Annotated in this window: 26 protein-coding genes, 1 pseudogene and 1 riboswitch; of the genes and pseudogenes, 13 read left to right on the forward strand and 14 right to left on the reverse strand. The window is 71.6% G+C overall.

Annotated features, from left to right (window positions below):
• Positions 1-104 (forward strand): annotated as a pseudogene (locus ADK65_RS38185) (IS481 family transposase); the annotation flags it as partial.
• Here ADK65_RS38185 and ADK65_RS24335 read toward each other — a convergent pair.
• The 3 genes from ADK65_RS24335 to ADK65_RS24345 form a co-directional block, all read right to left on the reverse strand.
• Positions 101-1,030, reverse strand: coding sequence for a 1-phosphofructokinase (locus ADK65_RS24335; RefSeq protein WP_053672551.1), 930 nt, complete (start codon positions 1,028-1,030; stop codon positions 101-103). The pseudogene ADK65_RS38185 and the gene ADK65_RS24335 sit on opposite strands and share 4 nt — an antisense overlap.
• 120 nt (positions 1,031-1,150) lie before the next feature.
• Positions 1,151-2,362 carry an N-acetylglucosamine-6-phosphate deacetylase gene (nagA, locus tag ADK65_RS24340; RefSeq protein ID WP_199825696.1) on the reverse strand — a complete coding sequence of 404 codons (1,212 nt, stop codon included), beginning with the start codon at positions 2,360-2,362 and terminating at the stop codon, positions 1,151-1,153.
• The gene (locus ADK65_RS24345) at positions 2,362-3,303 is read right to left on the reverse strand and encodes an ROK family protein (protein WP_053672554.1); all 942 of its coding nucleotides are present in this window, start codon (positions 3,301-3,303) and stop codon (positions 2,362-2,364) included. The genes nagA and ADK65_RS24345 overlap by 1 nt, the downstream gene beginning before the upstream one ends.
• Positions 3,304-3,432: 129 nt before the next feature.
• Here ADK65_RS24345 and ADK65_RS24350 point away from each other — a divergent pair, with 129 nt between their 5' ends.
• Together ADK65_RS24350 and ADK65_RS24355 are read left to right on the forward strand one after the other, a co-directional pair.
• Positions 3,433-4,686 (forward strand): ABC transporter substrate-binding protein, encoded by a 1,254-nt coding sequence (locus ADK65_RS24350; RefSeq protein WP_107092375.1) that lies wholly within the window; start codon positions 3,433-3,435, stop codon positions 4,684-4,686.
• Positions 4,687-4,725: 39 nt separating this feature from the next.
• Entirely contained in the window at positions 4,726-4,971 is a 246-nt protein-coding gene (locus ADK65_RS24355; protein WP_053672559.1) for a DUF3263 domain-containing protein, read from the forward strand.
• Positions 4,972-5,053: 82 nt separating this feature from the next.
• On the opposite strand, the gene otsB is transcribed toward ADK65_RS24355, so the two are convergent.
• The 3 genes from otsB to ADK65_RS24370 form a co-directional block, all read right to left on the reverse strand.
• Positions 5,054-5,875 carry a trehalose-phosphatase gene (otsB, locus tag ADK65_RS24360; protein ID WP_053672561.1) on the reverse strand — a complete coding sequence of 274 codons (822 nt, stop codon included), beginning with the start codon at positions 5,873-5,875 and terminating at the stop codon, positions 5,054-5,056.
• Positions 5,876-5,882: 7 nt separating this feature from the next.
• Positions 5,883-7,271, reverse strand: a complete 1,389-nt coding sequence (locus ADK65_RS24365; RefSeq protein ID WP_107092376.1) for an alpha,alpha-trehalose-phosphate synthase (UDP-forming) — start codon at positions 7,269-7,271, stop codon at positions 5,883-5,885.
• 73 nt (positions 7,272-7,344) lie between these two features.
• Positions 7,345-8,289 (reverse strand): glucosyl-3-phosphoglycerate synthase, encoded by a 945-nt coding sequence (locus ADK65_RS24370; RefSeq protein WP_053672565.1) that lies wholly within the window; start codon positions 8,287-8,289, stop codon positions 7,345-7,347.
• A gap of 155 nt (positions 8,290-8,444) precedes the next feature.
• Positions 8,445-8,601: riboswitch (SAM riboswitch) on the forward strand.
• 18 nt (positions 8,602-8,619) lie between these two features.
• Between ADK65_RS24370 and thrC the strand changes: the two genes are divergently transcribed.
• From thrC to ADK65_RS24400, 6 genes are all read left to right on the forward strand, one after another.
• Positions 8,620-9,906 (forward strand): threonine synthase, encoded by a 1,287-nt coding sequence (thrC, locus tag ADK65_RS24375; protein WP_053672567.1) that lies wholly within the window; start codon positions 8,620-8,622, stop codon positions 9,904-9,906.
• 105 nt (positions 9,907-10,011) lie between these two features.
• The gene (locus ADK65_RS24380; RefSeq protein ID WP_003991133.1) at positions 10,012-10,287 is read left to right on the forward strand and encodes a MoaD/ThiS family protein; all 276 of its coding nucleotides are present in this window, start codon (positions 10,012-10,014) and stop codon (positions 10,285-10,287) included.
• 446 nt (positions 10,288-10,733) lie between these two features.
• Complete coding sequence (locus ADK65_RS24385) at positions 10,734-10,937, forward strand: cold-shock protein (protein WP_010035953.1); 204 nt, start codon at positions 10,734-10,736, stop codon at positions 10,935-10,937.
• A gap of 334 nt (positions 10,938-11,271) precedes the next feature.
• Positions 11,272-12,894: a chaperonin GroEL gene (groL, locus tag ADK65_RS24390; RefSeq protein ID WP_053672570.1), complete on the forward strand. Its 1,623-nt coding sequence runs from the start codon at positions 11,272-11,274 to the stop codon at positions 12,892-12,894.
• Positions 12,895-13,101: 207 nt separating this feature from the next.
• A complete protein-coding gene (locus ADK65_RS24395) occupies positions 13,102-14,223 on the forward strand; it encodes an NADH:flavin oxidoreductase (protein WP_053672571.1) in 1,122 nt (373 codons plus the stop codon).
• 91 nt (positions 14,224-14,314) lie between these two features.
• A complete protein-coding gene (locus ADK65_RS24400) occupies positions 14,315-15,874 on the forward strand; it encodes a carboxylesterase/lipase family protein (RefSeq protein WP_078956114.1) in 1,560 nt (519 codons plus the stop codon).
• A 1-nt stretch (position 15,875) separates the two neighbouring features.
• Here the strand turns inward: ADK65_RS24400 and ADK65_RS24405 are convergent, their stop codons facing one another.
• From ADK65_RS24405 to ADK65_RS24420, 4 genes are all read right to left on the reverse strand, one after another.
• Positions 15,876-16,445: a hypothetical protein gene (locus ADK65_RS24405; RefSeq protein ID WP_053672573.1), complete on the reverse strand. Its 570-nt coding sequence runs from the start codon at positions 16,443-16,445 to the stop codon at positions 15,876-15,878.
• 13 nt (positions 16,446-16,458) lie between these two features.
• A complete protein-coding gene (locus ADK65_RS24410) occupies positions 16,459-17,262 on the reverse strand; it encodes a hypothetical protein (RefSeq protein ID WP_053672575.1) in 804 nt (267 codons plus the stop codon).
• A gap of 252 nt (positions 17,263-17,514) precedes the next feature.
• Positions 17,515-17,706 (reverse strand): DUF397 domain-containing protein, encoded by a 192-nt coding sequence (locus ADK65_RS24415; RefSeq protein ID WP_053672576.1) that lies wholly within the window; start codon positions 17,704-17,706, stop codon positions 17,515-17,517.
• Entirely contained in the window at positions 17,690-18,529 is an 840-nt protein-coding gene (locus tag ADK65_RS24420; RefSeq protein ID WP_053672579.1) for a helix-turn-helix domain-containing protein, read from the reverse strand. The genes ADK65_RS24415 and ADK65_RS24420 overlap by 17 nt, the downstream gene beginning before the upstream one ends.
• A gap of 114 nt (positions 18,530-18,643) precedes the next feature.
• On the opposite strand from ADK65_RS24420, the gene ADK65_RS24425 reads away from it, so the two are divergent.
• On the forward strand, positions 18,644-18,889 hold the full coding sequence (locus ADK65_RS24425; RefSeq protein WP_053672581.1) for a hypothetical protein: 246 nt from the start codon (positions 18,644-18,646) through the stop codon (positions 18,887-18,889).
• Between the two features lie 135 nt (positions 18,890-19,024).
• Positions 19,025-21,055: a hypothetical protein gene (locus ADK65_RS24430; RefSeq protein WP_053672583.1), complete on the forward strand. Its 2,031-nt coding sequence runs from the start codon at positions 19,025-19,027 to the stop codon at positions 21,053-21,055.
• A gap of 55 nt (positions 21,056-21,110) precedes the next feature.
• On the opposite strand, the gene murQ is transcribed toward ADK65_RS24430, so the two are convergent.
• Complete coding sequence (gene murQ / locus ADK65_RS24435) at positions 21,111-22,043, reverse strand: N-acetylmuramic acid 6-phosphate etherase (RefSeq protein WP_053672585.1); 933 nt, start codon at positions 22,041-22,043, stop codon at positions 21,111-21,113.
• Positions 22,044-22,089: 46 nt separating this feature from the next.
• The gene (locus ADK65_RS24440; RefSeq protein WP_053672587.1) at positions 22,090-23,025 is read right to left on the reverse strand and encodes a MurR/RpiR family transcriptional regulator; all 936 of its coding nucleotides are present in this window, start codon (positions 23,023-23,025) and stop codon (positions 22,090-22,092) included.
• Between the two features lie 55 nt (positions 23,026-23,080).
• Here ADK65_RS24440 and ADK65_RS24445 point away from each other — a divergent pair, with 55 nt between their 5' ends.
• On the forward strand, positions 23,081-23,464 hold the full coding sequence (locus ADK65_RS24445) for a hypothetical protein (protein WP_053672589.1): 384 nt from the start codon (positions 23,081-23,083) through the stop codon (positions 23,462-23,464).
• A 7-nt stretch (positions 23,465-23,471) separates the two neighbouring features.
• A complete protein-coding gene (locus tag ADK65_RS24450; protein WP_053672591.1) occupies positions 23,472-23,759 on the forward strand; it encodes a DUF4031 domain-containing protein in 288 nt (95 codons plus the stop codon).
• Here the strand turns inward: ADK65_RS24450 and ADK65_RS24455 are convergent.
• Both ADK65_RS24455 and ADK65_RS24460 read right to left on the reverse strand, forming a co-directional pair.
• The gene (locus ADK65_RS24455) at positions 23,729-24,808 is read right to left on the reverse strand and encodes a GNAT family N-acetyltransferase (RefSeq protein WP_420709070.1); all 1,080 of its coding nucleotides are present in this window, start codon (positions 24,806-24,808) and stop codon (positions 23,729-23,731) included. The genes ADK65_RS24450 and ADK65_RS24455 overlap by 31 nt on opposite strands.
• Positions 24,809-24,818: 10 nt before the next feature.
• Entirely contained in the window at positions 24,819-25,481 is a 663-nt protein-coding gene (locus ADK65_RS24460; RefSeq protein WP_053672594.1) for a hypothetical protein, read from the reverse strand.
• Positions 25,482-25,486 lie beyond the last annotated feature (5 nt).

The raw sequence follows: 25,486 nt of genomic DNA on the forward strand, positions 1-25,486 counted from the left end.
TGGCCGACTTCCTCCACGTCTACAACTACCATCGCTGCCACACCGCACTCGGAGGCCAGCCACCGATCAGCCGTGTGAACAACGCTCCAGGTCAATACAGCTAGGCCGCGCTGACCTCTGCCGAGACGGTCACCCTTCCCAGCAGCTCCTCGTACACCCCCCGGTCGAATTCCCCGGCCACCGGTGCGCGCACCGTCGCCGCTGCCAGGGCCGTCGCCCGGGTCAGGCGGTCGGGCCAGGGGAGATGGTCTGCCAGGCCCGAGAGCAGGCCCGCCACCGCCGCGTCGCCCGCGCCGGTCGGGTTGCCGCGTAGCGACGTCGGGGGGATGGCTCGCCAGCGGCCCTCCCGGGTGACTGCCAGCAGGCCCTCCGGACCGAGGGAGGCGACCACCGCGCCGGCGCCCCTGCGGCGGGCGTCCTGCGTCGCGCGCAGCGGCTCGTGGGAGCCGGTCAGTTCCGCCAGTTCGTCGGCGTTCGGCTTGATGATGTCCGGGCGGGCCGCGACGCCCCGGCGCAGGGGCTCGCCGCTGGTGTCCAGGAGGACCGGGACCGAGAAGGAGCGGGCCGTGCGGACCAGGCCCGCGTACGCGCCCACCGGGACGCCCGGCGGCAGGCTGCCGCACAGGGCCACCGCCGAGGCGGACGGGAGCAGGTCCGTGTAGGCGTGCTGGAAGGCCGACCACTCGGCGGGCGTGACCGTCGGGCCCGGTTCGTTGAGCTGGGTCGTGTCGCCGGTGCGCTCGTCCACCACGGCGACCGTGCGGCGGGTCGCGCCCGAGATCGGAACCAGCGCGTCCACCACGCCCGGGACCGCCGCGAGCCGTTCCCGCACGACCCTGCCCGTCGCCCCGCCCGTGAATCCCGTCACCGTCACCTCGTGCCCGAGGGCCGCGAGCACCCGGGCCACGTTGACCCCCTTGCCGCCGGGGCGTTCGGTCACCTCGGAGACGCGGTTCGAGGCGTGCGGCCGGAGCGACCGTACGCGGTAGGTGATGTCGAGAGCGGTGTTCAGCGTGACCGTGAGGATCACCCGGGCCGACCTCCCCCGATGCGCTTGCCGACGTGAACGTGCAGGTAGCCCGATCATGCCAAAGAGACGGCGGTCGGCCCAGTCCTGGAGTCGGCCACCGTCTCCCGACTGCGGGACGGATCAGCCCAGTTGGGGAGGGACCACCCATTCGCCCCGCCGCATCACGCCCTTCAACTCGTAGGCGGAGTCCAGGATCAGCAGGTCGGCGAGTTTTCCGGGCTCCAGTGAGCCGATCGTGTCCGCCATGCCGAGCAGCCGGGCGGGGTTGGCGGACAGGGCCGTCACCGCGTCCTCGACGGACAGCCCGTCGACCGTGACCGCCCGCTGGAAAGCGCGGTCCTGGGTGAGGGTCGAGCCGGCGATCGTGCCGTCCTCCACCAGCCGGGCCACGCCGTCCGCGACCTCCACCTCCAGCGGGCCCAGCCAGTAGCGTCCGTCGCCGAAACCGGCGGCGTCCATCGCGTCCGTGATGAACGCGACCCGGTCCGCCCCCGCCTGGTGGAACGCCAGTCGCAGCGCGGCGGGGTGCAGGTGCGTGCCGTCGTTGATCAGCTCGACCGTGATCCGCTCGTCCTCCAGCAGCGCGGCGATCGGGCCGGGGGAGCGGTGGCCGAGGGGCGGCATCGCGTTGAAGAGGTGCGTGGCGACCGTGGCGCCCGCGTCGATGGCCTCCACCGTCTGCTCGTACGTGGCGTCCGTGTGGCCGATCGCGGCGATCACGCCGTGGTCGGCGAGGAGGCGTACGGAGTCCAGGCCGCCGGGGAGCTCGGTGGCCAGCGTGAGCATCCTGGCCTGGCCCCGGGCCGCGTCGATCAGCTTGCGGACGTCCGCGGGGTGCGGGTCGCGCAGCAGGGCCTCGGAGTGGGCGCCCTTGCGGCAGGGGGAGATGAACGGGCCCTCGAAGTGGACACCGGCGATCTCGCCCTGCTCGGCGAGTTCGCTCAGCAGGCCCGCGCGGTGGACGAGGGAGTCCATGTCGCCGGTGACGGTGGAGGCGACCAGGGTGGTCGTGCCGTGCAGGCGGTGGGTGTGGATGCCCTTGAGGATGTCGTCGACCGAGCCGGAGGTGAAGGAGGCTCCGCCGCCGCCGTGGTTGTGCAGGTCGACGAAGCCGGGGATGACGTAGTGGTCTGTGACGTCGATGACCTGGGCGTTTTCCGGGGCCGAGCGGGTGATGCGGGTGCCATCGACGGTCACCTGGCCGTTTTCGACGGCTCCTGTGGGGAGTACCACCGTCGCGCCGGTCAGGACCGTGGGGTGTCCGGCCGTTGCGGGGTGCGGGTGCGTGGGGGCTTGTCGCGCAGTTCCCCGCGCCCCTGAGTCCGCTGCCATCAGGGCGTTACCTCCGTACGGTCGGTGTGGTCGAGGAGATCCCAGGCCAGGAGCCCGGCACCGAGGCACCCGGCCGTGTCACCCAACGCCGCCGGCACGATCGACGGCTGCTTCTGGAAGGTGATGCGGTCGCGGATCGCTTCCCTCAGGGGCGTGAACAAGGTCTCCCCCGCCTCCGCCAGGCCGCCGCCGATGATCAGGATGCGGGGGTCCAGCAGGGTCAGGGCCGTGACCAGGCCGTCGGCCAGGGCGGCCACGGCCTGCCGCCAGACCGCCTCGGCCCGCGGGTCGCCGGAGTCCACCGCCTTCGCGCAGTCCGCCGCGTCGGCGCCCGGGTCGCCGCAGGCCGCGGCCCAGGTCTCGCTCACGGCCGCCGCCGAGGCGAAGCGCTCCAGGCAGCCGCGCTGTCCGCACGGGCAGGGCGTCCCGCCGGGGCGTACGACGATGTGCCCGATCTCGCCCGCGATGCCGTGCGCGCCCGCCTCGACCCGGCCGTCGACGCCGATGGCGCCCGCGATGCCGGTGCCCAGGGCCACGAACAGGAACCGGTCCGCGCCCCGGCCCGCACCGACCCGGCCCTCGGCCAGGCCGCCCGTGCGCACGTCGTGCCCGAGGGCGACGGGGACGTCCAGCCGCCGCGCCAGCAGGTCGCGCAGCGGGACGTCGCGCCAGCCGAGGTTGGCCGCGTAGGCGGCGACGCCCCGGGCTTCGTCGACGATGCCGGGAACGGCCACGCCTACTGCGGAAGCGGGCGTGCCGAAGTGCTCGGCGCCGTACGCGTGCAGCTCGGCGGCGAAGTCGAGGATTCCCGCGACGACGGCGTCCGGCCCCTGGGCGCGCCCGGTGGCCCGGCGGGCCCGGTGCAGCACCTCGCCCCCCGGCCCCGCCAGAGCGGCCTTCATCCCGGTGCCGCCCACGTCGAGGGCGATGACATGTCTCACGGGAACAGTGTGACCCGGGGACCCGCGAGAGGTCTAGTCCACTCACGTGGTGTAGACCTTGTTCCGGTTATCGGAATGTGTCGGCGGATCAGATGCCGGGGTTGGGGAAGAACAGCGGTGCAGCGGTGAATGGCAGGAACGATCGCGGTGGTGTCCGCACTGGGCATGACGACGGTCCTCGGCGGCTGCGGCCTCACGGGCGGCTCCGCCGACGTGACCCTGAAACTGGTCGCCGCCGACTACGGCGACAACGCGGCCAACAGCTCGAAGAAGTACTGGGAAAAGCTGGCCGAGGAGTACGAGGCCGACCACCCCGACGTCAAGGTCGACGTCAGCGTGTACTCCTGGAACGACGTCGACCGCAAGGTCCGCGAGATGGTCGCAGCCGGGGACCCGCCCGACATGGCGCAGATCGGCGCGTACGCCGACTACGCGGCGAAGAACCAGCTCTACAAGGCCGACGACCTGCTCTCCATACCCGTGCAGGCCGACTTCGTGGGGCAGCTGGCCTCCGCGGGCCAGGTGAAGGGCGTGCAGTACGGGATGCCGTTCGCCGCCTCCACGCGCGTGCTCTTCTACAACAAGACCCTCTTCGCCAAGGCCGGCATCACCCCGCCCGAGTCCTGGAAGGACCTGGCCGCCGACGCCGAGGCGCTCAAGGCGGAGGGTGTGAAGTACCCGTACGCGCTGCCCCTCGGCCCGGAGGAGGCGCAGGCCGAGACCATGCAGTGGATGCTCAGCGGCGGGGGCGGCTACACCGACAGCGTCGACAGCTACGCCATCGACTCCCCGCAGAACGTCGACACCTTCTCCTGGCTGAAGGAGGACCTGGTCGGCAAGGGCCTGACCGGTCCGGTCGCGCCGGGCGAGCTCAACCGGGCCGCGGCGTTCGCCGCCTTCGCCAAGGGCCAGGTCGGCATGCTCGACGGCCACCCGTCGCTGATGAAGATCGCCGCCAAGGGCGGCGTCAAGTACGGGATGGTGCCCACGCCGGGCCACGAGGGCCCGAGCCGGTCCACGCTCGGCGTCTCCGACTGGATGACCGCGTTCCGCAAGAACGGCCACCGCGACCAGGTGGGCGACTTCCTCGACTTCGTGTACAGCGAGAAGAACGTGCTGGCCTTCTCCCGGAAGTACGACCTGCTGCCGGTGACCTCCTCCGCGTCCGGCACCATGGCCGCGTCCGAGGAGGACCGGCACCTCAAGCCGTTCCTGGAGGAGCTGCTGTCCTCCGAGCTCTACCCGGTCGGCAAGACCTCCTGGGCCGACGTCAGTGCCCAGGTCAAGCAGCGCATCGGCAAGGCCGTCGCGCCCGGCGGCAGCCCCTCGGGCGTCCTCGGCACCCTTCAGGCGGCGGCGACCCGGGCGGACAGCGCCGAGTAGCTCCGCCGGCTGTCGGTGGCGGGCGTTACGGTGCTCCGTATGGACGAGGACACGGGTGAGCAGGGGCTCGGGCGCAGGGAGCGGGACATCCTGGCGCTCGAACGCCGGGGCTTCTCCGGGCCTGGCGTGAAGGAACGGGCGATACGTGAGGAGTTGGGGCTCGCGCCTGTCCGTTACTACCAGCTGCTCAACGCGCTGCTGGATGACGCTCGGGCCTTGGCGCATGACCCGGTGACGGTCAATCGGCTTCGGCGGGTTCGGGAGCGGCGCCGGTCCGAGCGGTGAGTGGGGATTCCTGGCCGTCGCGGGCCGCGGGTGCGTGGGGGTCGTTCGCGCAGTTCCCCGCGTCCCTGGAGGTACGTGCCCTTCAGCCGATCCGGTGAGCCAGGGCCCTCAGCAGCTCCACGACGCCCTGCGGGCCGTCCACCACCACGTCCGCCCGGCCCCTGAGCTCCGTCACCTCGTCGCTGCCGCTGCACACCAGCAGGCCCGGGGTGCCGGTCGTGCGGAGGGTGTCGACGGCGGAGTAGGCGGGCAGGTCGCCGAGGTCGTCGCCGCCGTAGAGGACCGAGCCGGCGCCGATCTCCCGGGCGAACCCGGTGAGGGCGGCTCCCTTGTCCATGCCCGGTGGGCGCAGTTCGAGGACCATGCGGCCGGGCTCGACGATCAGGCCGTGCCGGGTCGCCAGGCCGGTGAGCGGCTCGCGCAGGGCATCGAAGGCGGCCTGCGGGTCGGCGGCCCGGCGGGTGTGCACGGCCACCGCCCGGCCCTTGTCCTCCACCCAGGTACCGCTCCCTTCGAGCAGCCCGGGCAGCTCGGCGCGGACCGCGTCGACGCCGGGGTGCGGGTCGGGTGCGGTGACCTCGCCGCTGCGGGCGTCCCACCGCTCGGCGCCGTAGTGCCCGAGGACGACGAGGCGCTCGAGACCCGGGGCGTCCGCGAAACCGCCGTTGCGCACGGCGACCTCGGCGGGGCGGCCGGTGATCACCGCGACGGCGGCGACCTTCGGGGCGAGCGCCGTCAGCGCGCCCAGCGCCTGCGGATGGGCCCGGGCCAGCTCGGGGTCGGCGACGATCGGCGCGAGCGTCCCGTCGAAGTCCAGGGCGATCAGCGCCTTGCCGGGATCGGCGAGCAGGGCGGCGAGACCGTCCTGACCGGCCTGGGTGGCGGGGGAGGGAAGGCTGCTCATGCGGCCCTCAGCCCCTCAAGGCGTCGAGCTGGTCCAGGAACCACCGGGCCGGTGGCAGGGCCGTCGCCGCCGCGGCCAGGCGCTTGGTGCGTTCGGCGCGTTCCTCCGGGCGCATCGACAGCGCCTCGTGCAGGGCCGCCGCCGTGCCCGTCACGTCGTAGGGGTTCACCGTGATCGCGTCCTCGCCCAGCTCCTCGTGCGCCCCTGCCTCCCGCGACAGCACCAGCGCGCAGCCCGCGTCGGAGACGACCGGGACCTCCTTGGCGACGAGGTTCATGCCGTCGCGGATGGGGTTGACCAGGGCCACGTCGGCCAGCCGGTAGGCGGCCAGAGAACGGGCGAAGTCGTCCTTGACGTGCAGCACGACCGGCTTCCAGCCCGGCGTGCCGTACTCGGCGTTGATCTCGTCCGCCAGCCGCTGCACCTCGGCCGTGTAGTCCCGGTACACCGCGAGGTCCTGCCGGGAGGGGTAGGCGAAGGCGACGTGCACGACCTGCTCGCGCCACTCGGCGTGGGTCTCCAGCAGCCGGCGGTAGGCCAGCAGGCCGCGCACGATGTTCTTGGACAGCTCGGTGCGGTCCACCCGGACGATGGTGCGGCGGCCCTCGCCGATCTCCTGGCGGAGCGCCACGATCCGTTCCTCGACGTCCGGCTCGTGCGCCCGCTCTCGCAGGAAGTCCGCGTCGGCGCCGAGGCCGTGCACGCCGACCCGGGTGCCGCCGAGCCCGCCCGCGAACCGCTCGGCGCACGCGGTGAACGCCTCCGCCCAGCGCTCGGTGAGGAAGCCGAGACGGTCCGCGCCGAGCATGCCGCGCAGCACCTGCCCGGCCACGTCGTCCGGCAGCATCCGGAAGTACTCCGGCGGCGCCCACGGCGTGTGCGAGAAGTGCCCGATGCGCAGGTCGGGCCGCAGCTCGCGGAGCATGCCCGGCACCAGCGTCAGGTGGTAGTCCTGCACCACGACCGCCGCGCCCTGCGCAGCCTCTTCCGCCAGCGCCTCGGCGAACGCCCGGTTGTACGCCTCGTAGGACGCCCACTGCCGCCGGAACTCCGCGTCGAAGACGGGCTCCAGCGGGGTCTGGTAGAGCATGTGGTGCACGAACCACAGGACCGAGTTGGCGACGCCGTTGTACGCGTCGGCGTGCACGTCGGCCGGGATGTCCAGCATCCGCACGCCGTCCTCGCCGACGCCGCGCCGCACCGCCTCCCGGTCACCGTCGGAGAGCGCCGAGCACACCCAGAGCGCGTCCGCGTCCGAGCCGATCGCGGAGAGCCCGGACACCAGCCCGCCGCCACCCCGCTTGGCGTCCAGCGAACCGTCCTCACCCACCGTGTAGGAGACCGGGCCACGGTTGGAGGCCACCAGCACCTGTGCAGCACCGTACGTCGAAGCCATAAGCCTCAACCTAGCCCGGCCCCCGAACGCTCAAACGTGCGGATCTGCCCCGCCCGGCCGAAAACGGCCCCGGTCAGGCCGCCTTCCGCGCCTGGTACTCGGCGATCTCCACCATCGGCGGACGCTCCTCGGTGTCCACGGAGTACGTCCGCGGTGCGAAGCCGTCCGCGCTTCGCTCGAACTGGGTCAGGGACGGCCGGATCAGATGCCCGCGGGCCAGCCGCAGCTGGGCCGTGCGGTAGATCGCGGCGGCCATCCGGCCCAGTGCCTGCCCGTCCTGGTGCCGGTGCTTGCGCACCCCCACGTCCACCTGGGCGAGGGCGTCCAGGCCCACCAGGTGCAGGGCGTCCACCAGCATGCCCAGCTCCACGCCGTACCCGACGGGGAACGGCAGCTGCTCCAGCAGGGACCGGCGGGCCGCGTACTCGCCGCCGAGCGGCTGCACGAAGCCGGCGAGCTGTGGCCAGTGCATGTTGAGCAGCGGGCGGGCCATCAGCTCGGTGACCCGGCCGCCCTGCCCGGAAGCACCGGCCAGGGGACGGTCGTACATGGCCTTCACCAGGTCCACGTCCGGGTCGGTGAGCAGCGGGCCCACGATCCCCGAGACGAAGTCGGACGAGAAGTCCCTCAGGTCCGCGTCGACGAAGCAGACGATGTCCCCGCGGGTGACGAGCAGCGAGCGCCACAGCACCTCGCCCTTGCCGGGCACGGCGGGCAGGCGGGGAAGGATCTCGTCCCGGTGCACCACCCGCGCGCCCGCGGCGGCGGCCACCTCGGACGTGCGGTCGGTCGACCCCGAGTCGACGACGACCAGCTCGTCGACGAGCGGGACCTGCAGCATCAGGTCATGGCGGATGACGGCGGCGATGTCGCCGACCGTCTCCTCCTCGTTCAGCGCGGGCAGCACGACACTGACCGTCCGGCCCGTGCGCTGCTTGGCGGCGAGGATCTGGTGGAGCGGGCGATCGTTCGCGGACCAGGAACGGGTGCTCAGCCAGCGCTCGACTTCTTCCAGCACCGTGGCGGCTCCTCTGCGTACTCCGGGCGGGACGGATCGTGATCCATCTCGCGGTTCGGACGACTATCTCAACTGTCCTGGTCGTCGGTTACAGTCTTGAACAACGCGGATGACCATCGCATGTCCGGGGTCACCCGCCGCCTACAACCACATACAGCTCATCCAGAGGGGCAGAGGGATACGGCCCGATGAAGCCCCGGCAACCCTCCAGTCGGTTCTCGTAGGTCACTGGCGACCACACGCGCGAGGCTCCCGGCTCGGGAAGGTGCCAAATCCGTCTCACGGCGAGATGCGTCGTGAGGAAGATGAGGAGAAAGGGCCTCGCCTCACATGGCTGCGCAGACTGTTGCAAGCACCACTGAATCCACCGTAGACCTCGGCCCCGCCGCCGCGCTCAGCTGCCGCGAGTGCGGCCACCGCGTGCCCCTCGGCCCGGTCTTCGCGTGCGAGGAGTGTTTCGGCCCGCTGGAGATCGCCTACGACTTCTCGGCCTACGACACCGAAGAGCTCCGCAAGCGCATCGAAGCGGGCCCCGCGAACATCTGGCGGTACGCCCCGCTGCTGCCCGTCCCGGCCGACGTGGCGGACAAGCCGAACATCAACCCGGGCTGGACCGCGCTCGTCAAGGCCGACAACCTCGCACGGGAGCTGGGTGTCGACGCCGGCAAGCTGTTCGTGAAGGACGACTCCGGCAACCCGACGCACTCCTTCAAGGACCGCGTGGTCGCCCAGGCCCTGGAGGCCGCCCGCGCCTTCGGCTTCACCACGCTCTCCTGCTCCTCCACCGGCAACCTCGCCGGCGCCGTGGGTGCCGCCGCGGCCCGCGCCGGCTTCCGCTCCTGCGTGTTCATCCCGCACGACCTGGAGCAGGGCAAGGTCGTCATGGCCGCGATCTACGGCGGCGAGCTCGTCGGCATCGAGGGCAACTACGACGACGTGAACCGCTTCTGCTCCGAGCTGATCGGCGACCCGGCCGGTGAGGGCTGGGGCTTCGTCAACGTCAACCTGCGGCCGTACTACGCGGAGGGTTCCAAGACCCTGGCGTACGAGATCTGTGAGCAGCTCGGCTGGCGGCTGCCGGACCAGCTCGTGGTGCCGATCGCCTCCGGTTCACAGCTCACGAAGATCGACAAGGGTCTGCAGGAGCTGATCAAGCTCGGTCTCGTCGAGGACAAGCCGTACAAGATCTTCGGTGCGCAGGCGCTCGGCTGCTCGCCGGTGTCCACGGCGTTCAAGGCCGGGCACGACGTGGTGCGCCCGCAGAAGCCGGACACCATCGCCAAGTCCCTCGCCATCGGCAACCCGGCGGACGGGCCGTACGTGCTGGACATCGCGCGGCGGACCGGCGGTGCGGTGGAGGACGTGACGGACGAGCAGGTCGTCGAGGCGATCAAGCTGCTGGCGCGGACCGAGGGTGTGTTCGCGGAGACCGCCGGTGGGGTGACGGTGGGGGTGACCAAGAAGTTGATCGAGAGCGGGACTCTCGACCCCTCCAAGACCACCGTCGTGCTCAACACCGGAGACGGCCTCAAGACGCTGGACGCGGTGGCCGGGACCGGGCTGACCGCGACCATCCGGCCCAGCCTGGACTCGTTCCGTGAGGCCGGGCTCGTCTGAGCGTCGTTGTTCGCTGCGGGCCGGTGGGGGCCGGTCGCGCAGTTCCCCGCGCCCCTAGGGACGCGCTCCAGCCGTAGCTCAATCGAAACCGGAGGTCATATTCCGATGAGCGTCACCGTTCGGATCCCCACCATCCTGCGTACCTACACCGGCGGGCAGGCCGAGGTCGCCGCCGAGGGCGCGAACCTCGGGGAGGTCATCGCCGATCTGGAGAAGAACCACACCGGGATCGCCGCCCGGGTGCTGGACGACCAGGGCAAGCTGCGGCGGTTCGTCAACGTCTACGTCAACGATGACGACGTGCGGTTCGAGCAGGGTCTGGAGACGGCGACGCCGGACGGTGCCGGTGTGTCGATCATTCCCGCCGTCGCCGGCGGCTGAACCGGTCGACCGGCTTGGTTGTTACCTTCGGTAACGACGGTCACCGAGAGTTTATTGAATTGCCCCCTCCGTGAGAGAAGCGGAGGGGGCAATTCTGTGTGGTTGAGCGGGGTACAGTTGGGGAACACGGCCCCGATTCCCTGATCGGAACCCTGAATTCCCGCTGCGCGCCCGACAAGATGTAGCCAAAGTGTGTATGTCTTTTGCGGCTTTTGTTCCCTTTGTGTGGCCCGACTTGCCCTGAATTCGGGCGAACTCTCCCCACATTCCGGACCCTGCGCGTCCAGATTTCTCGTCCGATTGACCTGTTGCAGACGGCAGTTGGACAGATACATTCAGCCGCGGTCGACGCGTTCCGGCGCACGCCCCCAACCGTGGGGGGTGAGGTCTGACCCGGGTCCGCGAAGTGTGGATCTGTGCAAGGGCCAGTAATAGGGGAGTTAGGCATGGCTCAGGGCACCGTCAAGTGGTTCAACGCGGAGAAGGGGTACGGCTTCATCGCGGTCGACGGTGGTGCGGATGTTTTCGTCCACTACAGCGCGATCCAGATGGACGGCTACCGCACCCTTGAAGAGGGCCAGCGGGTCGAGTTCGAGATCTCGCAGGGTCAGAAGGGACCGCAGGCCGACATGGTTCGCGTCTCTGCCTGAACGCGCACCACGACCAACGCTCAAGCGACCGGTCTTCTGAGAAGGGCCCGCACCCCCCGGGGTGCGGGCCCTTCGGCCTGCTTGAAGCGGATGCCGGGGGGTGTTCGCCGGGGGCTGACGTGACCGCCCGATCCCCGGGAGGCGCTTGCACTCGCCATGCCCGAGTGCTAATCATTGCGTTAGCACTCTGAAGGTGAGAGTGACAACGTAAGGACCGGGTCGGTGAGGCCCGCAGGCCGGATGGGGAAGGAACCCACGAGGCAAGCGAGCCGTCCGTCGCGGGCGCGGGCGCGGTCCGGAGTCATCACCCCCAGTCCTGGAGGGACCACTTCACATGGCCAAGATCATCGCGTTCGACGAGGAGGCGCGGCGCGGCCTCGAGCGCGGCATGAACCAGCTCGCGGACGCCGTCAAGGTGACGCTCGGCCCCAAGGGCCGCAACGTCGTCCTCGAGAAGAAGTGGGGCGCGCCCACGATCACCAACGATGGTGTCTCCATCGCCAAGGAGATCGAGCTCGAGGACCCGTACGAGAAGATCGGCGCCGAGCTGGTCAAGGAAGTCGCCAAGAAGACGGACGACGTCGCCGGTGACGGTACGACCACCGCGACCGTTCTCGCCCAGGCCCTGGTCAAGGAGGGTCTGCGCAACGTAGCCGCCGGCGCCAACCCGATGGCCCTCAAGCGGGGTATCGAGCGTGCCGTCGAGGCCGTCTCCGCCGCCCTGCTGGAGCAGGCGAAGGACGTCGAGACCAAGGAGCAGATCGCCTCCACGGCCTCCATCTCCGCCGCCGACACCCAGATCGGCGAGCTCATCGCCGAGGCCATGGACAAGGTCGGCAAGGAAGGCGTCATCACCGTCGAGGAGTCCCAGACCTTCGGTCTGGAGCTGGAGCTCACCGAGGGTATGCGCTTCGACAAGGGCTACATCTCGGCGTACTTCGCCACCGACATGGAGCGTATGGAGGCCGTCCTCGACGACCCGTACATCCTGATCGCCAACTCGAAGATCAGCAACGTCAAGGACCTGCTGCCGCTCCTCGAGAAGGTCATGCAGTCCGGCAAGCCGCTGCTGATCATCGCCGAGGACGTCGAGGGTGAGGCCCTGTCGACCCTGGTCGTCAACAAGATCCGCGGCACCTTCAAGTCCGTCGCCGTCAAGGCCCCGGGCTTCGGCGACCGCCGCAAGGCGATGCTGCAGGACATCGGCATCCTCACCGGCGGCGAGGTGATCTCCGAGGAGGTCGGCCTCAAGCTGGAGAACGCCACGCTCGACCTGCTGGGCAAGGCCCGCAAGGTCGTCATCACCAAGGACGAGACCACCATCGTCGACGGTGCCGGCTCGGCCGACCAGGTCCAGGGCCGCGTCAACCAGATCCGCGCCGAGATCGAGAACAGCGACTCGGACTACGACCGCGAGAAGCTGCAGGAGCGCCTGGCGAAGCTCGCCGGCGGTGTCGCGGTCATCAAGGCCGGTGCCGCCACCGAGGTGGAGCTCAAGGAGCGCAAGCACCGCATCGAGGACGCCGTGCGCAACGCCAAGGCGGCCGTCGAGGAGGGCATCGTCGCCGGTGGTGGCGTGGCCCTGCTGCAGGCCTCCCAGGTCTTCGAGAAGCTGGAGCTCGACGGTGACGAGGCGACCGGCGCCAACGCCGTGAAGCTCGCGCTGGAGGCCCCGCTGAAGCAGATCGCCGTCAACGGTGGTCTCGAGGGCGGCGTCGTCGTGGAGAAGGTCCGCAACCTCACCGTCGGCCACGGCCTGAACGCCGCGACCGGTGAGTACGTCGACATGATCGCCGAGGGCATCATCGACCCGGCGAAGGTGACCCGTTCCGCCCTGCAGAACGCCGCCTCCATCGCCGCGCTGTTCCTCACCACCGAGGCCGTCATCGCCGACAAGCCGGAGAAGGCCGCCGCGCCCGCCGGCGGCGGCATGCCGGGCGGTGACATGGACTTCTGATCGGCCCCTGGGGATTCCCCGGGTTGATCAACGTCCTTACCGAGGGCGGCACCCCCTGTTCCGGCAGGGGGTGCCGCCCTCGGGCGTGTGCGGGATCACAGTGAGGTCGGGATGGCGCGACCGGACCGGGTGGTTGAACACTAGGTCCTATGCGTGTGCACATACTGACCGGTATGCGTGCACTGTCCGGTATCCGAAGGAGCCCCCGTGACCGCCTCCGCCTCCCGCGCCGCCGAAATCCTGTCCCGGCCCGTAACGCTGGGCGGCCTGACCGTTCCGAACCGGATCGCGATGGCGCCGATGACCCGCATGTTCTCCCCGGGCGGCGTCCCCGGTGAGGACGTCGTGTCGTACTACGCACGCCGCGCCGCCGCCGGAGTCGGCCTGATCGTCACCGAGGGCACCTACGTCGGCCACGAGTCGGCCGGGCAGAGCGACAGCGTGCCGCGCTTCCACGGCGACGAGCAGCTCGCGGGCTGGGCGAAGGTCGCCGAGGCGGTGCACGCCGCCGGCGGCACGATCGTGCCGCAGCTCTGGCACATCGGCATGGTCCGCAACCAGGGCGAGCCCCCGTTCGCCGACGCCCCGGCCGTCGGCCCCTCCGGCCTGCGCATCGGCGCCGACGAGCCCACCGGCAAGGCCATGACCCAGGCCGACATCGACGCCGTCATCGGCGCGTTCGCCGAAGCCGCCGGCGCCGCAGAGCGCATCGGCTTCGACGGGGTCGAACTGCACGGCGCCCACGGCTACCTGCTCGACCAGTTCCTCTGGGAGGGCACCAACCGCCGCACCGACGCCTACGGCGGCGACCGCGTCGCCCGCGCCAAGCTCTCCGAGGAGATCGTCGCGGCCGTCCGCGAGACCGTCTCCGCCGACTTCCCCGTCATCTTCCGCTTCTCCCAGTGGAAGCAGGAGGCCTACCGCGCCCGCCTCGCCGAGACGCCGGAGGAGCTGGAGTCCATCCTCGCCCCGCTGGCCGCCGCCGGTGTCGACGCCTTCCACGCCTCCACCCGCCGCTACTGGGTCCCCGAGTTCGACGACTCCGACCTCAACCTGGCCGGCTGGACCAAGAAGCTCACCGGCAAGCCCACCATCACCGTCGGCTCGGTAGGCCTGGACGGCACCGACTTCCTCAAGTCCTTCCAGGGCGAGAGCGCCGAGGTCGGCGACCTCGACAACCTCCTCGACCGCTTCGAGCGCGACGAGTTCGACATGGTCGCCATCGGCCGCGCCCTGCTCCAGGACCCCGAGTGGGCCCGCAAGGTGCTCGACGGCCGCTTCGACGAGCTGGCCCCGTACAGCCCGGCGGCGCTGAAGATCCTCAGCTGACCGCCTCCGCACGGGGTGCCTGGATTCGCTCGCGCCGGTCAAGTCACACTGAACGGACGCTTGTTCACCGGCACCCCGTGAGGAGACCCCAGTGACGACGACCGACTCCCGCCCCTCGGCGGGCGGCCCCTCCGAGCAGCCCGGCCCGGTGGTGCGCACCACCGCCGGTTCGGTACGCGGACGGAACGAGGAGGGTCTCGCCGTCTTCCGCGGCATCCCCTTCGCCGCGCCCCCCGTGGGCGAGGCCCGCTTCCAGGCCCCGCGCCCGGCCCCCACCTACGACGGCATACGCGACGCGTACGCCTTCGGCCCGCCGCCCCCGCAGGACCTCGGCCTGATGGGCGGCCCGGGTCTGATCGACGTCCCCCAGGGCGACGACTGGCTCACGGTCAACGTCTGGACCCCCGAGCCCGATCCGGCGGCCCACCGCCCGGTGATGGTGTGGATCTACGGCGGCGCCTACAAGCTCGGCCACGCCGGCAGCCCCGGCTACGACGCCCGGCACATCGCGACGGACGGTGACGTGGTCGTCGTGTCCCTCAACTACCGCGTCGGCATGGAGGGCTTCGCCCGCATCGAGGGAGCGCCCGCCAACCGCGGACTGCTCGACCAGGTGGCCGCCCTGGAATGGGTGCGGGACAACATCGCGTCCTTCGGCGGCGACCCCGGGCAGGTCACGATCTTCGGGGAGTCGGCGGGCGCGGGCTCGGTCGCCTCCCTGCTCTCCATGCCGCACGCAGCCGGTCTGTTCCGGCGGGCGATCGCGCAGAGCGTGCCGGGGACGTTCTTCTCCGACGCCCTGGCCCGCGACATCGGCACGGCCCTCGCGGCCGAGCTGGGCCTGCGTCCCACGGTCGCCGACCTGTCCACGATCGCCCCGCGCGAGCTGACCTCGGCGGGCGAGGCGCTCGGCCCGAAGATGCCCCAGTACATCGACCGCTGGGGCCAGGCGGCGCCGACGGTCACGCCGTTCTCGCCGGTGGTCGACGGTGACGTGCTGCCGGCCATGCCGTGGCAGGCGCTGGCGGCCGGTGCGGCGAAGGACGTGGAACTGCTCCTCGGCCACAACCGTGACGAGTACCGGCTGTTCGTCGCGATGGCGGGCGGGCTCGGGCAGATCAGCGAGGAGCGGGCGGCCTCGGCCCTCCGTCTCTTCGCCCCCGGCCCCGAGGGCGAACAGTCCTACCGCGCGGCCTTCCCGGAGGCCTCCCCTTCGGAGCTCTTCGAACGCGTCCAGACGGACTGGCTGTTCAGCATGCCCACCCTGCACCTGGCCGAGGCGCAGCGCGCGGGCGGCGGACGCGCCCACGTCTACGAACTGACCTGGCCGGCCCCGGGCAACGGCGGCGCGCTCGGCGCCTGCCACGCCCTGGACATCCCGCTGCTGTTCGGCACGTACGGGGCGGACCTGGGGCTGCTGCTGTTCGCGGGCGTGGAGCCGTCCGCCGAGGCCCTTGCCCTGTCGTCCCGCTTCCGCGCGTCCTGGACGTCCTTCGCGCGCTCGGGCGACCCGGGCTGGCCGGCGTACGACGACGAGCGGCGGCTGGTGCAGGTGCTGGACGCGGAGCCGGAGGTGAGGGCGTACCCGGAGGAGGCGTCGCTGCGGCTGTGGGAGGGGCACGCGTTCCGGCCCCTGCCGCTGCTGGGATGACCTACAGGTTGCCCATGGGTTCGATGTCGACCCGCATCGGCGTCCCCCACACCCGCAGCACCTCGTAGTCGGTGAACTCGTGGACCAGCCGGTACGCCATGGCGGCCCGGGGTGCCTTGCGCTGGGCGTTGATGAAGAGTTCGGCCTCGTGGCGGTCCCGGCGCGGGGTGCCGCACAGCTGCCAGCTCTGACCGTTCCACAGCTCCGCGAGCCAGCGCTGCTGGGGCTGGGGGCGGTCGCCGCGCACGCCGTAGCGGGAGGGGGTGGGTTCGGCGGGCTGCTGCTGTGGGGCGGGGCCGTTGAACTCCGCCCTGCGGGCGGCCCGGCGCCGGGTCTCGCACAGCAGACACAGGTCGGGGGCGGCCTCGTCGACCGGACCGTTCGGGTGCTCGGGGCAGCGGGTGGTGGGCGCGGCTGTGGTGACGCTGTCCTCCAGCAGGTCCAGCGCGCGCTTCAGGTCGGCCCTGACCTCGTGCAGTTTGCCGTCCGGGGTGTCGGAGGTGAGGGCCTCGCCGTGCTCGCCGAGGAGGCGCAGGGCACGGCCCAGGGCGGTGAGCTGAGCGTGGTTCATGGCTCCATTGTCCTCAGTCGGCGTCCACACGGCGGCGCAGGGACATCGCCGCCCGGATCCCTGCCGCGTGGTCGTGGACCGCGGGGGCGGGCAGGGGTGCGGGGGGTTGCGCGGGGGCGCGTTCGCCCCGGCAGGCGCTGCAGCGTCCCCCGGGCAGGGTTTCCGGGCGGCCCGGGATGCCGCAGTTCGCGCACTCCAGGACGCGGAGGGGCGGGCGTGGGGTGGGTGGAGGCGGAAGTTTGCCGGTCAGGCGGTTGCGGACCAGGGCGGCCGGGTGGTGGACGGGCGTCGGCAGGCCGGCCGTGAGCGCACGCAGTACGTCGTCCTCCGAGGCACCCCGCTCGAACCAGTCCGTCACGAGGGGAGCGAGCGTCGCGCAGTCCGCCTCGGAGAGGGTCAGGACGGGCGCGGTGCGGCCGAGGGCGGCCAGGAGGATGTGGGCCCGGGAGCGGGTGGGGCGGGCCGGCTGTCGCGGTACGTCGCCGCGGGTGAAGGCGGCCCACCAGCCGTCGTCCCGGGCGGTGCGGGACCACCACGAACGGGTGATCCACCGGGAGCTGCCGTCGTCGGCCGTGATGCACTCCCGGCCACGCCGTAGATGCCCTGCCTGCTGAATGCGGTTGAGGGCGGTGCCGAGGGCGCACTGGCCGTAGGGGAGCTGTTTGGCCAGCGTCTTCACGGAGATGTCGGCGCCGTCGGGGAGCTGGTCGAGATACGTGGCGATGGCGGCTTCGCGGGGTGGTAGGTGGGCGAAGTCGTGGTTCGTGCGTGGGGGTTGGCCGGGGCACGTGCGTTTGCCGTAGCCCGGGCCCGCCATGGGGTGCGCGGACGGAGGGGCAGCACTAAAGTTGGCGTCAGCCATGAGATCGAGCCTTCTTCGATCGACGTGGTCAGGCCCCCGCAGGTGTTGCTAGCACCTGGCGGGGGCTGTTGCTTGTGCACGAACGTTAGAGGGATGTCACTTTCCGTGGCAAGCCGAACGCGTCCCGTCAACACTCCGGGTGGGAGGGCGGGTTGAGGCCCTCCACCCGTTCCTTGAAAAGAGGGCTCGAAGCCCGGGTCCCGAAGCTCAGGCCGTCTCGTCCTTGAGGTTCTCGACGAACGCGGACCAGGCGGTGGCCCGGAACACGAGCTTCGGGCCTTCGGGGTTCTTGGAGTCGCGAACGGGGATGACGTCAGGGAAGGCCCGGGTGACTTCCAGGCAGTTGTCGCCGCTCCCGCCGCTGTAGCTGGACTTGTACCACTCAGGCATGTTCCTCATGGTCGTAATCCTGCGTCATCGCTTCGAGCAGGGCCAGAGACTTCTCCGGCGAGAGTGCGGAGGCCGCGAGGAACTCGTAGTAGAAGCGGTACTCCGCGACGGTGGCGGGATCGTCATCCAGCCGCCCGGTGCCGACGCCTTCGAGGTAGGCCAGCGGAGGCGCGTCGTCGAAGTCCATGAGCTTGACGCACCCCTGCATGGCCGGGTGCGCTCCCGCGTCGAACGGCAGTACCTGCACGATGGACCGGCTACGGCGGGCCATGCCGCTGATGTGCCGCAGCGCCTCGGCCATGACCTGCGCCCCGCCTGTCACCCGACGCAGGGCAGATTCGTCAATCACTGCCCACAACAAGGGCTTTGTTGGATCGTCGAGGATGCGGGCCCGCTCCATCCGGGCGGCCACCCTCTTCTCGATCTCCTCATCCGGTGCGGTCGGTTGATATGCACGGCACACCGCCCGGGCGTAGGCGGGTGTCTGAAGCAGTCCGGGGATCAGCATCGAGGCGAACTCCCTGATGGCCACGGCCCGGGCCTCCGCCTCCGCCGCCTCCGCGAAATGCTCCGGATACTTCGACTTCGCCGCCGCCCCACAGTTCCGCAAGAAGAAATCCCCCGCCCCCAACTCCTCATCCAGCAACCGCGCGTACTCCGCCTGCAACCTCCGCGTCCCCGCCTCCAACTGCCCGATGAACGACCCGCTCACGAACAGCCGCTGTCCCAGTTCCTCCTGGCTCAGGCCGGCCTTCTCGCGGGCGTGACGCAGCTCCGCGCCCAGGAGGGCCCGCGGGGAGGAGGACGGGTCGAGGTCCCTGGAGCCGGGCATGGGCAACTCCCTGTCGGACAGATCGGTTTGTTGGACCGCCGTATATGGCCAGGTTAGGGACGTGTCGGACACGCTGTGTGGTGAATCGCAAACTCAGCGTGGAGGTAAGTGGAAGTGCGCTCGACCGAAGAGATCGTGAAGTCGCTGCGGGATGCCCTCGCCGGAGTCGGTGTCGTGCTGCCGTCGCTGGGCGTCGACCCCGTGACCGGCGCGAGCGACGAGCCGTTCGCGCTGGTCGATCTGGGGCGGTGCAACGTACGGACGGCCGAGCATCTGACCGAGGTGCTGCGCTCGCTGCCCGTGACGGAGACCCTGCGGGCCCGTGTGCGGCAGGTCAACCGGGAGGTGAAGTCACGGTGACGTAATAGCCAACGGTGGATGTACAACCATTCGCCCTTCACCACCGTCGAACAGGCGTATCGCGCATACACCGGCGTTCGCCCCACCGCTCGCCACTCCGGAAATCACATCCTTTCCCCAGAGGAATCCTGTCTTATGACGTTCCGTTGGCTGTGCGGTGTCCTGCGTGTGCGCGGGAAGACCGACTTTTTGCTTGTGTTCCTGTTCGCCGCCGGATTCGCCGCACTGCCCGTCTTCGCGCTGCTCCCGTCGCTGTGGGGCTTCGCCGTAGCCTCGGCCGTGACGTACGCCGCCGACGAGGTGCTGCACACCCGCTCGCCCGCCTTCGTGCGGCGGCTGGCCGCGCTGCAGCTGACCCGCACGCTGCGGTTCGCCGTGCGGACGGTGATGCTGCTGGCCCTGGCCGAGCGCCTGGACGCGCCGGACGCGGTGCTGGTGGCCGCGCTGGCCGTGCTCAGCGCCCACTTCACCCTGGTGGTGCTGTACACGGCGGTGCATCACGCCATCCGGCGGCGGCGCACGCTGCCGGTCGTCGTGCGCAACCTCGACATGAGCGGGGCGGGCATCCCGCAGTCCCCGCCCGCCCTTCTCTACCGGCGGTTCCTGCGCAAGCTGCTGCACCTGGACCTGCCCGCCCACGCGGGGCTGCTCGTCGCGCTCGCTGCGGGGGCCTGGGCGCCCGCGGGCATCGGTTTCGCACTCACCGCCGGACTCGCGGCCGCGGCCGTCGCCGCGCTGCTGGGGCAGTTGCGCCGGGCCCGCCGGATGCCGTCGGGTGACGAGGTGATCGCCGAGGTGAACCGCCAACTCGCCGGATACCGGCCGGAGGTGGCGCTGTACTTCAGTTTCGCGTCCGTGTCCCGGGACTTCATGTACCAGGTCAACATGTGGATCGAGACGCTGGAGCAGCTCGACCGGCGGCCGCTGATCATCCTGCGGGAGCGGGCCTCGTTCCGCTATCTCGGCCGTACGTCGATCCCGGTCGTGTGCGTGCCGAAGGCCGACGACGTGGCGCAGCTGGAGCTGCCCGAGGTGCGGGTGGTGCTCTACCCGGGCAACGCGGGCAAGAACGTGCACATGCTGCGCGTCGCCGAGGCCAAGCACGTGTTCATCGGGCACGGCGACAGCGACAAGCTCGCCAGCAGCAACCGGGTCAGCAAGGTGTACGACGAGATATGGGTGGCCGGGCGGGCCGGGCGGGACCGCTACCAGCGGGTGCGGCACGCGATCAGCGACTCGGCGATCGTCGAGGTGGGACGCCCGCAGCTGTCGTCGATCCGGCTGCACACCGACCACGTGCCGGGGCCGCTGCCGACCGTGCTGTACGCGCCGACCTGGGAGGGCTGGAGCGACGACGACTGCCACACGTCGCTGATCCCGATGGGCGTGCGGTTGGTCGAGAAGCTGCTCGCCGAGAACGTACGGGTCCTCTACAAGCCGCACCCCCTCACCGGGAAGCGCTCGCGTGCGGCGGCCGAGGCGGACCGGGCCGTCCGGGAGCTGCTGCGCGCCGACAACGAGCGGCGTGACCCGCGGGAGGCCGAGGCCGCGATGGCCGTCGCCGCGCCGCGGCTCGCCGAGATCCAGGCCCGGCTCGGTGAGTTGTCGGGGCGGCTCACGGGTGACGACGCGCAGCAGACGCGCGAGGCCCGGGTGGCCGGCCCGGAGGGGGAGGCGGAGTGGCACGAACTGCGTGCCGCGTGGCACCGGATCTTCTGGGAGAGCAGGGGCCCCGTCCGGCACCAGGTGATCACTCGGCAACTGCCCACGCTCTACGAGTGCTTCGACCAGGCCGACATCCTCGTCAGCGATGTGTCGTCCGTGGTCGCGGACTTCGTGGCGAGCCTCAAGCCGTACGTCCTGACCAACGCGAACGGCCTGAGCGACGAGGCCTTCCGCGCCGCGTACACCACCGCCGGGGGCGCCTATCTCCTCGACCGCGACTGCACCCGGCTGCCGGAGATCCTCGACTCGGTGCGCGATCCGCGGCACGACCCGATGGCACCCGAGCGCCGGACCCTCAAGGAATACGTCCTGGGCCCGGACCGCCCCAGCTCGATGGAGCGGTTCAACGCCGCCGTCAACGCCCTGGCCGAGAAGGCCGCCGCGGAGCAGGACGAGCGCTGCGAGGGAAGGCAGCCGCTGGTCGCCGGACTCCCGGGCTGAGCGGGGCCGGCCCGGTTCCGGCCGGCAAAGGCGGGAGCCGCCCGGGGCCGAGTCGTCAGCCGGACGCCGCCAGGGCCGCTCGCAGGTGCCCGCCGGACTCCTCCAGCAGGCGGGCCGCCGTCGGGCCGTCCACGTCGGCCAGAAGGGTCAGGATGGCGTTCTTCACCTCGCCGTCGGTGGCCGCCAGGGCGCGGTCGATCTCGTCGTCCGCGGCGCCGGTGGCGAGGGCCACGATGCGGTGGGAGCGGGCGCGGAGCTTGTCGTTGGAGGCGCGGACGTCGACCATCAGGTTCCCGTAGGTCTTGCCCAGCCGGATCATCGTGATCGTCGAGATCATGTTGAGGACGAGCTTCTGCGCCGTGCCGGACTTCAGGCGGGTGGACCCCGTGAGCAGTTCGGGGCCCACCACGATCTCGATGCCGTGGTCGGCGGCCGCCGCGAGCGGGCTGCCGGGGTTGCAGGCGAGGCCGACGGTGAGGGAGCCGTGGGCGCGGGCGTGCTCGACCGCGCCGATGGCGTAGGGGGTGCGGCCCGAGGCGGAGATGCCGACCACCGTGTCGTCGGGGGTCAGGGCGAGGGCGTCCAGGTCCGCACGGGCCAGTTCCCGGGAGTCCTCCGCGCCCTCGATCGAGGTGACCACGGCGCCCGGGCCGCCCGCGATCAGGCCGACGACCCTGGCGGGGTCGGTGTTGAACGTGGGCGGGCACTCGGAGGCGTCCAGGACGCCCAGCCGGCCCGCCGTCCCCGCGCCCGCGTAGACCAGCCGCCCGCCCCGGGCCATCCGCTGCGCGACGGCGTCGATCGCGGCGGCGATCTGCGGCAGTCGCGCCGCGACCGCCCCGGCCACGGTGGCGTCCTCCCCGTTCATCAGCCGGGCGATGTCGAGGGTGGGCAGCCGGTCGATGTCCGCGAGCTCCGGCCGGAAGGCCTCGGTGGTCAGGGACTCCAACTCGGTCCTGAGGTCTCGGGGGCGGGAGGTGGAGGTCATGGACGGCTCTTTCCGTGTCTTTCCGGTGCTGGGCGGGGCGGCTGCCTCAGGAACGGTGCCGGTGGGCCAGCGCCTCGTACGACGCCGACAGCGCCGGCGCCGCCTTCTCGTACGTCCGCTGCGCCACCCCCACGAACAGGCAGTCCACCACGAGAAGCTGACCGGTCCGGGACGACATGGCCGCCGGGCGCAGCTCGCTCTCCCGTGCGGTGGACGTGGTGAGGACGTGGTCGGCGTACTGCGTGACCGGGCCGTTCGGGCGGCCGGTGATCGCCACCGTCGTCGCCCCGCGCTCGAAGGCCACCCGCAGCGGCTCTATGACGTCCCCCGTCGACCCGGAGTGCGTGACGGCGATCGCCACGTCGCCCGAGCGCAGCTGTACGGCGTTGGTGACGGCCAGGTGCGGATCGCTGTGGGCGTGCGCCATCAGCCCTATGCGCAGCAGCTTCTGCGTGAGGTCCTGCGCGACCAGGCCGGACGCCCCGACCCCGTAGACGTCGGTGCGGCGGGCCGTGGTCAGGGCGGTGACGGCCGCGGCCAGTTGGACCGTGTCCAGACCGGCGGCCGTGTCGGCGAGGGTCTGCTGCTCGTCGTAGGCGAGCTTGGCGACCACGTCGGCGATCGGGTCGTCCACCGCGATGTCCGTCGTGATGGCCGGGGCGCGGCCCGACTGCTGCTGGGCGGCGAGGCCGGCGAGGGCCAGGCGCAGGTCCCGGTAACCCGGATAGCCCAGCAGGCGGGCGGTGCGTACGACGGTGGCCTCGCTGGTGCCGGTGAGCTCGGCGAGGCCGGTGACCGTGAGGGCCGCGCAGCCCGCCGGGTCGCTCGCGACGGCCTCGGCGACGCGCTGCATGGAGCGCGTCATCGACGGGCCCAGCGTGCGGACCTTGGCCGCGAGGGCGGCCGGGGCGGGCGGGGCGCCGCTCGCCCCGGAGGAGCCGCCCCGCTCACGGGCGAAAATTTCCTTCACGTCACGGGTCACGCTTGAAAGATATTTTCGGCGCGGCGTTCGGGTCAAGAGTGCGCACAATGGGTGCATGGAACCCATCAGCCCCTTGGAGCAGGCGCTGCACGCCGCGCGCGCCCTCGTGCTGGCCGACCTCATGGCGGGCCGAGTCGCCGACGCGGACGTCGTGTCGCTGGTCGAGGAGTCCGTCAAGCAGCGCCGATGGTGGGTCGAGCAGTGGCCCGAGGGCGCCCGGTACGTGGCCGGCCTGGTCGCGCAGGACGTCCAGGACGCCCTGCTGGACCGGTACGGCCGCTGGCCGCTGTGCCCGGTGTGCGGCACCGGCGACCCGCATGCCCTGGACGTGGAACCGGAGTTGGGGCCCGACCCGCACTGGGTGTGCAGCGAGGCGGGCGTGAAGGTCGCCGCGGTGGGTTCGCTGGGCGAGGCCATCGGCGGCCCGGCGTCCCGTTGAGGCCCTGGTGACGATCTACATCGACCCGCCGACCTGGCCCGGCCACGGCCGCCTGTGGTCCCACCTGATCAGCGACGTCTCCTACGACGAACTGCACACCTTCGCCGCCCGCCTCGGCGTCCCGCCCCGGGCCTTCGAACGCGACCACTACGACATCCCCGACCAGCGGTACGCCGACGCGGTGCGGGCCGGGGCCGTGGAGGTCAGCAGCCGCGAGGTGGTACGGCTGCTGCACGCGGCCGGGCTGCGGCGGCCCAAGGGGCGCTATCCCTCGCGGGGTTCGCGCAGCTCGTAGGTCAGCTGCTCGGGGTCCTCGGCGACCTGGGCGAACCCGGCGCGCGAGAGCACGTTCCGGGAGGCCGCGTTGTCCCGCTCGACGTTCGCGACGACGGTCCGCGCCTCCGGCCGGCCCAGCGCCCACTGCGACAGCGCGCGCAGCGCCTCGGTGGCGTAGCCGTGGCCGCGGGCACCCTCGACCAGGTCGTAGCCGACCTCGACCCGGCCCTCCCCGTCCGGGACGGTGTGGAACCCCATGGCGCCGATCGCGCGGCCGTCCTCGCGCCGGACCAGCACGTACGTGCCCCACTCCGGCCGGTGGACGCCGTCCTCGTACTGCTTGTACACCAGCCCGGTGCCGACCCGGGTGCCCTCCATCGGGCCGCCCTCGATCCACTCGAAGCCGCCGTCGCCGACCGTGGACAGGTCGGCCGCGGTCGCCGGGGTGACGCCCTCCAGGGTGAGCCGCTCGGTGCCGATCACCAGGTTGTTGTTCCAGCGCCACTGCGTGAGCGGGGCGCGGCCGGCCAGTTCCCCGCGGCCGGTGGCCCACAGCAGGGTCGGCCACGGCGTGGGGCCGGGCTGGACGTGCGGGAAGATCCGGGTGAGCACGAACTCGCACAGCTCGGGCGCCGCCTCGTACGACACGCCCAGCCCCTCGGCGATGTCGTGCGTGTGCAGCAGCACCTCGGCCACGCCCATCGCGGCGAACCCCTCACGGTTCGCGCTGCGGAACGGGTACGGGTGGAAGGCCCGCACGTCACGCGGGGTGGTGCGGACCGCCGCCGCGAGCAGGGCGCCGGTCGTGCGGATCACCTGCACGGCGCCCGCGTTGTCGGTCCCCTCGTCCAGCGAGATCTCGAAGGGCGTGTACCCCTCGGGCTCCCGCCCGGCCAACTGTCCCGCGTACGCGATGAGATCACTCGCGATGTGCACGGCCGTCTCCCGGCAGTCCCACTCCAGCCGCCCGGCCCGCACGCCCTCCCAGTCCCGGTCCGTGACCGCCCCCAGCAGGCCCACGCACTCGGCGACGGCCTGCTCCACCTGTTCCGCTCCCGTTGTCCACATGGGGGGCAGGCTACGAGGGGGCGTGGGGTGGGAGCGACAGCATTTCCAGCTCGGCGGTCAGGTTGTAGCGGGCCGTGGCCTCCCACTCGGCCGTGCCGTGCGGGGTCCTGAACAGGCGCGGAAGGTCCAGCAGTTGGCGCAGGATCCCGGCGCGGCCCTCGCGGAAGGCCGCGCTGGGGACGAAGTGGTACTCCTCGCGAACGGCGGTGGTGTAGGCGGCGTACGCCGACGGGGGCGAGGCGAGGACCGCGAGGTCGGCGTCGCACAGGACCTGGCCGTCGGGGTCGTCGTCGGCGGGGTCGTGGGTGACGGTGAGCCGGACCAGGCGAGCCACCTCGGCGGTCTTCGCGTCGGGTACGCCGGCCTCCGCGAGGGCCCGTTCGGCGAGGCGGGCCGAGCGTTCCTCGTTCTCGGAGCGGTCGGGCAGGTAGACCGCGTCGTGGAACCAGGCGGCCAGCCGGACCACGTCCGGGTCGCGCGCGTAGCGCTGCAGCTCGTCGACCCGGTCGAGGACCGCCGTGAGGTGCTCGACCGTGTGGTACCGGCGCTGGGGCTCCTGCCAGCGGGCCAGCAGGTTGTCGGCGTACGGCGCCGGGTCCGGGCCCGCGGCCGGGCCCCGGGCCGCTTCCAGGGCACGGGCGAAACGGGTGCGCAGCGAGTCGAGATCGGCCATGGGGG

This window comes from Streptomyces sp. NRRL B-1140 (assembly GCF_001280065.1).
Lineage (GTDB): Bacteria > Actinomycetota > Actinomycetes > Streptomycetales > Streptomycetaceae > Streptomyces.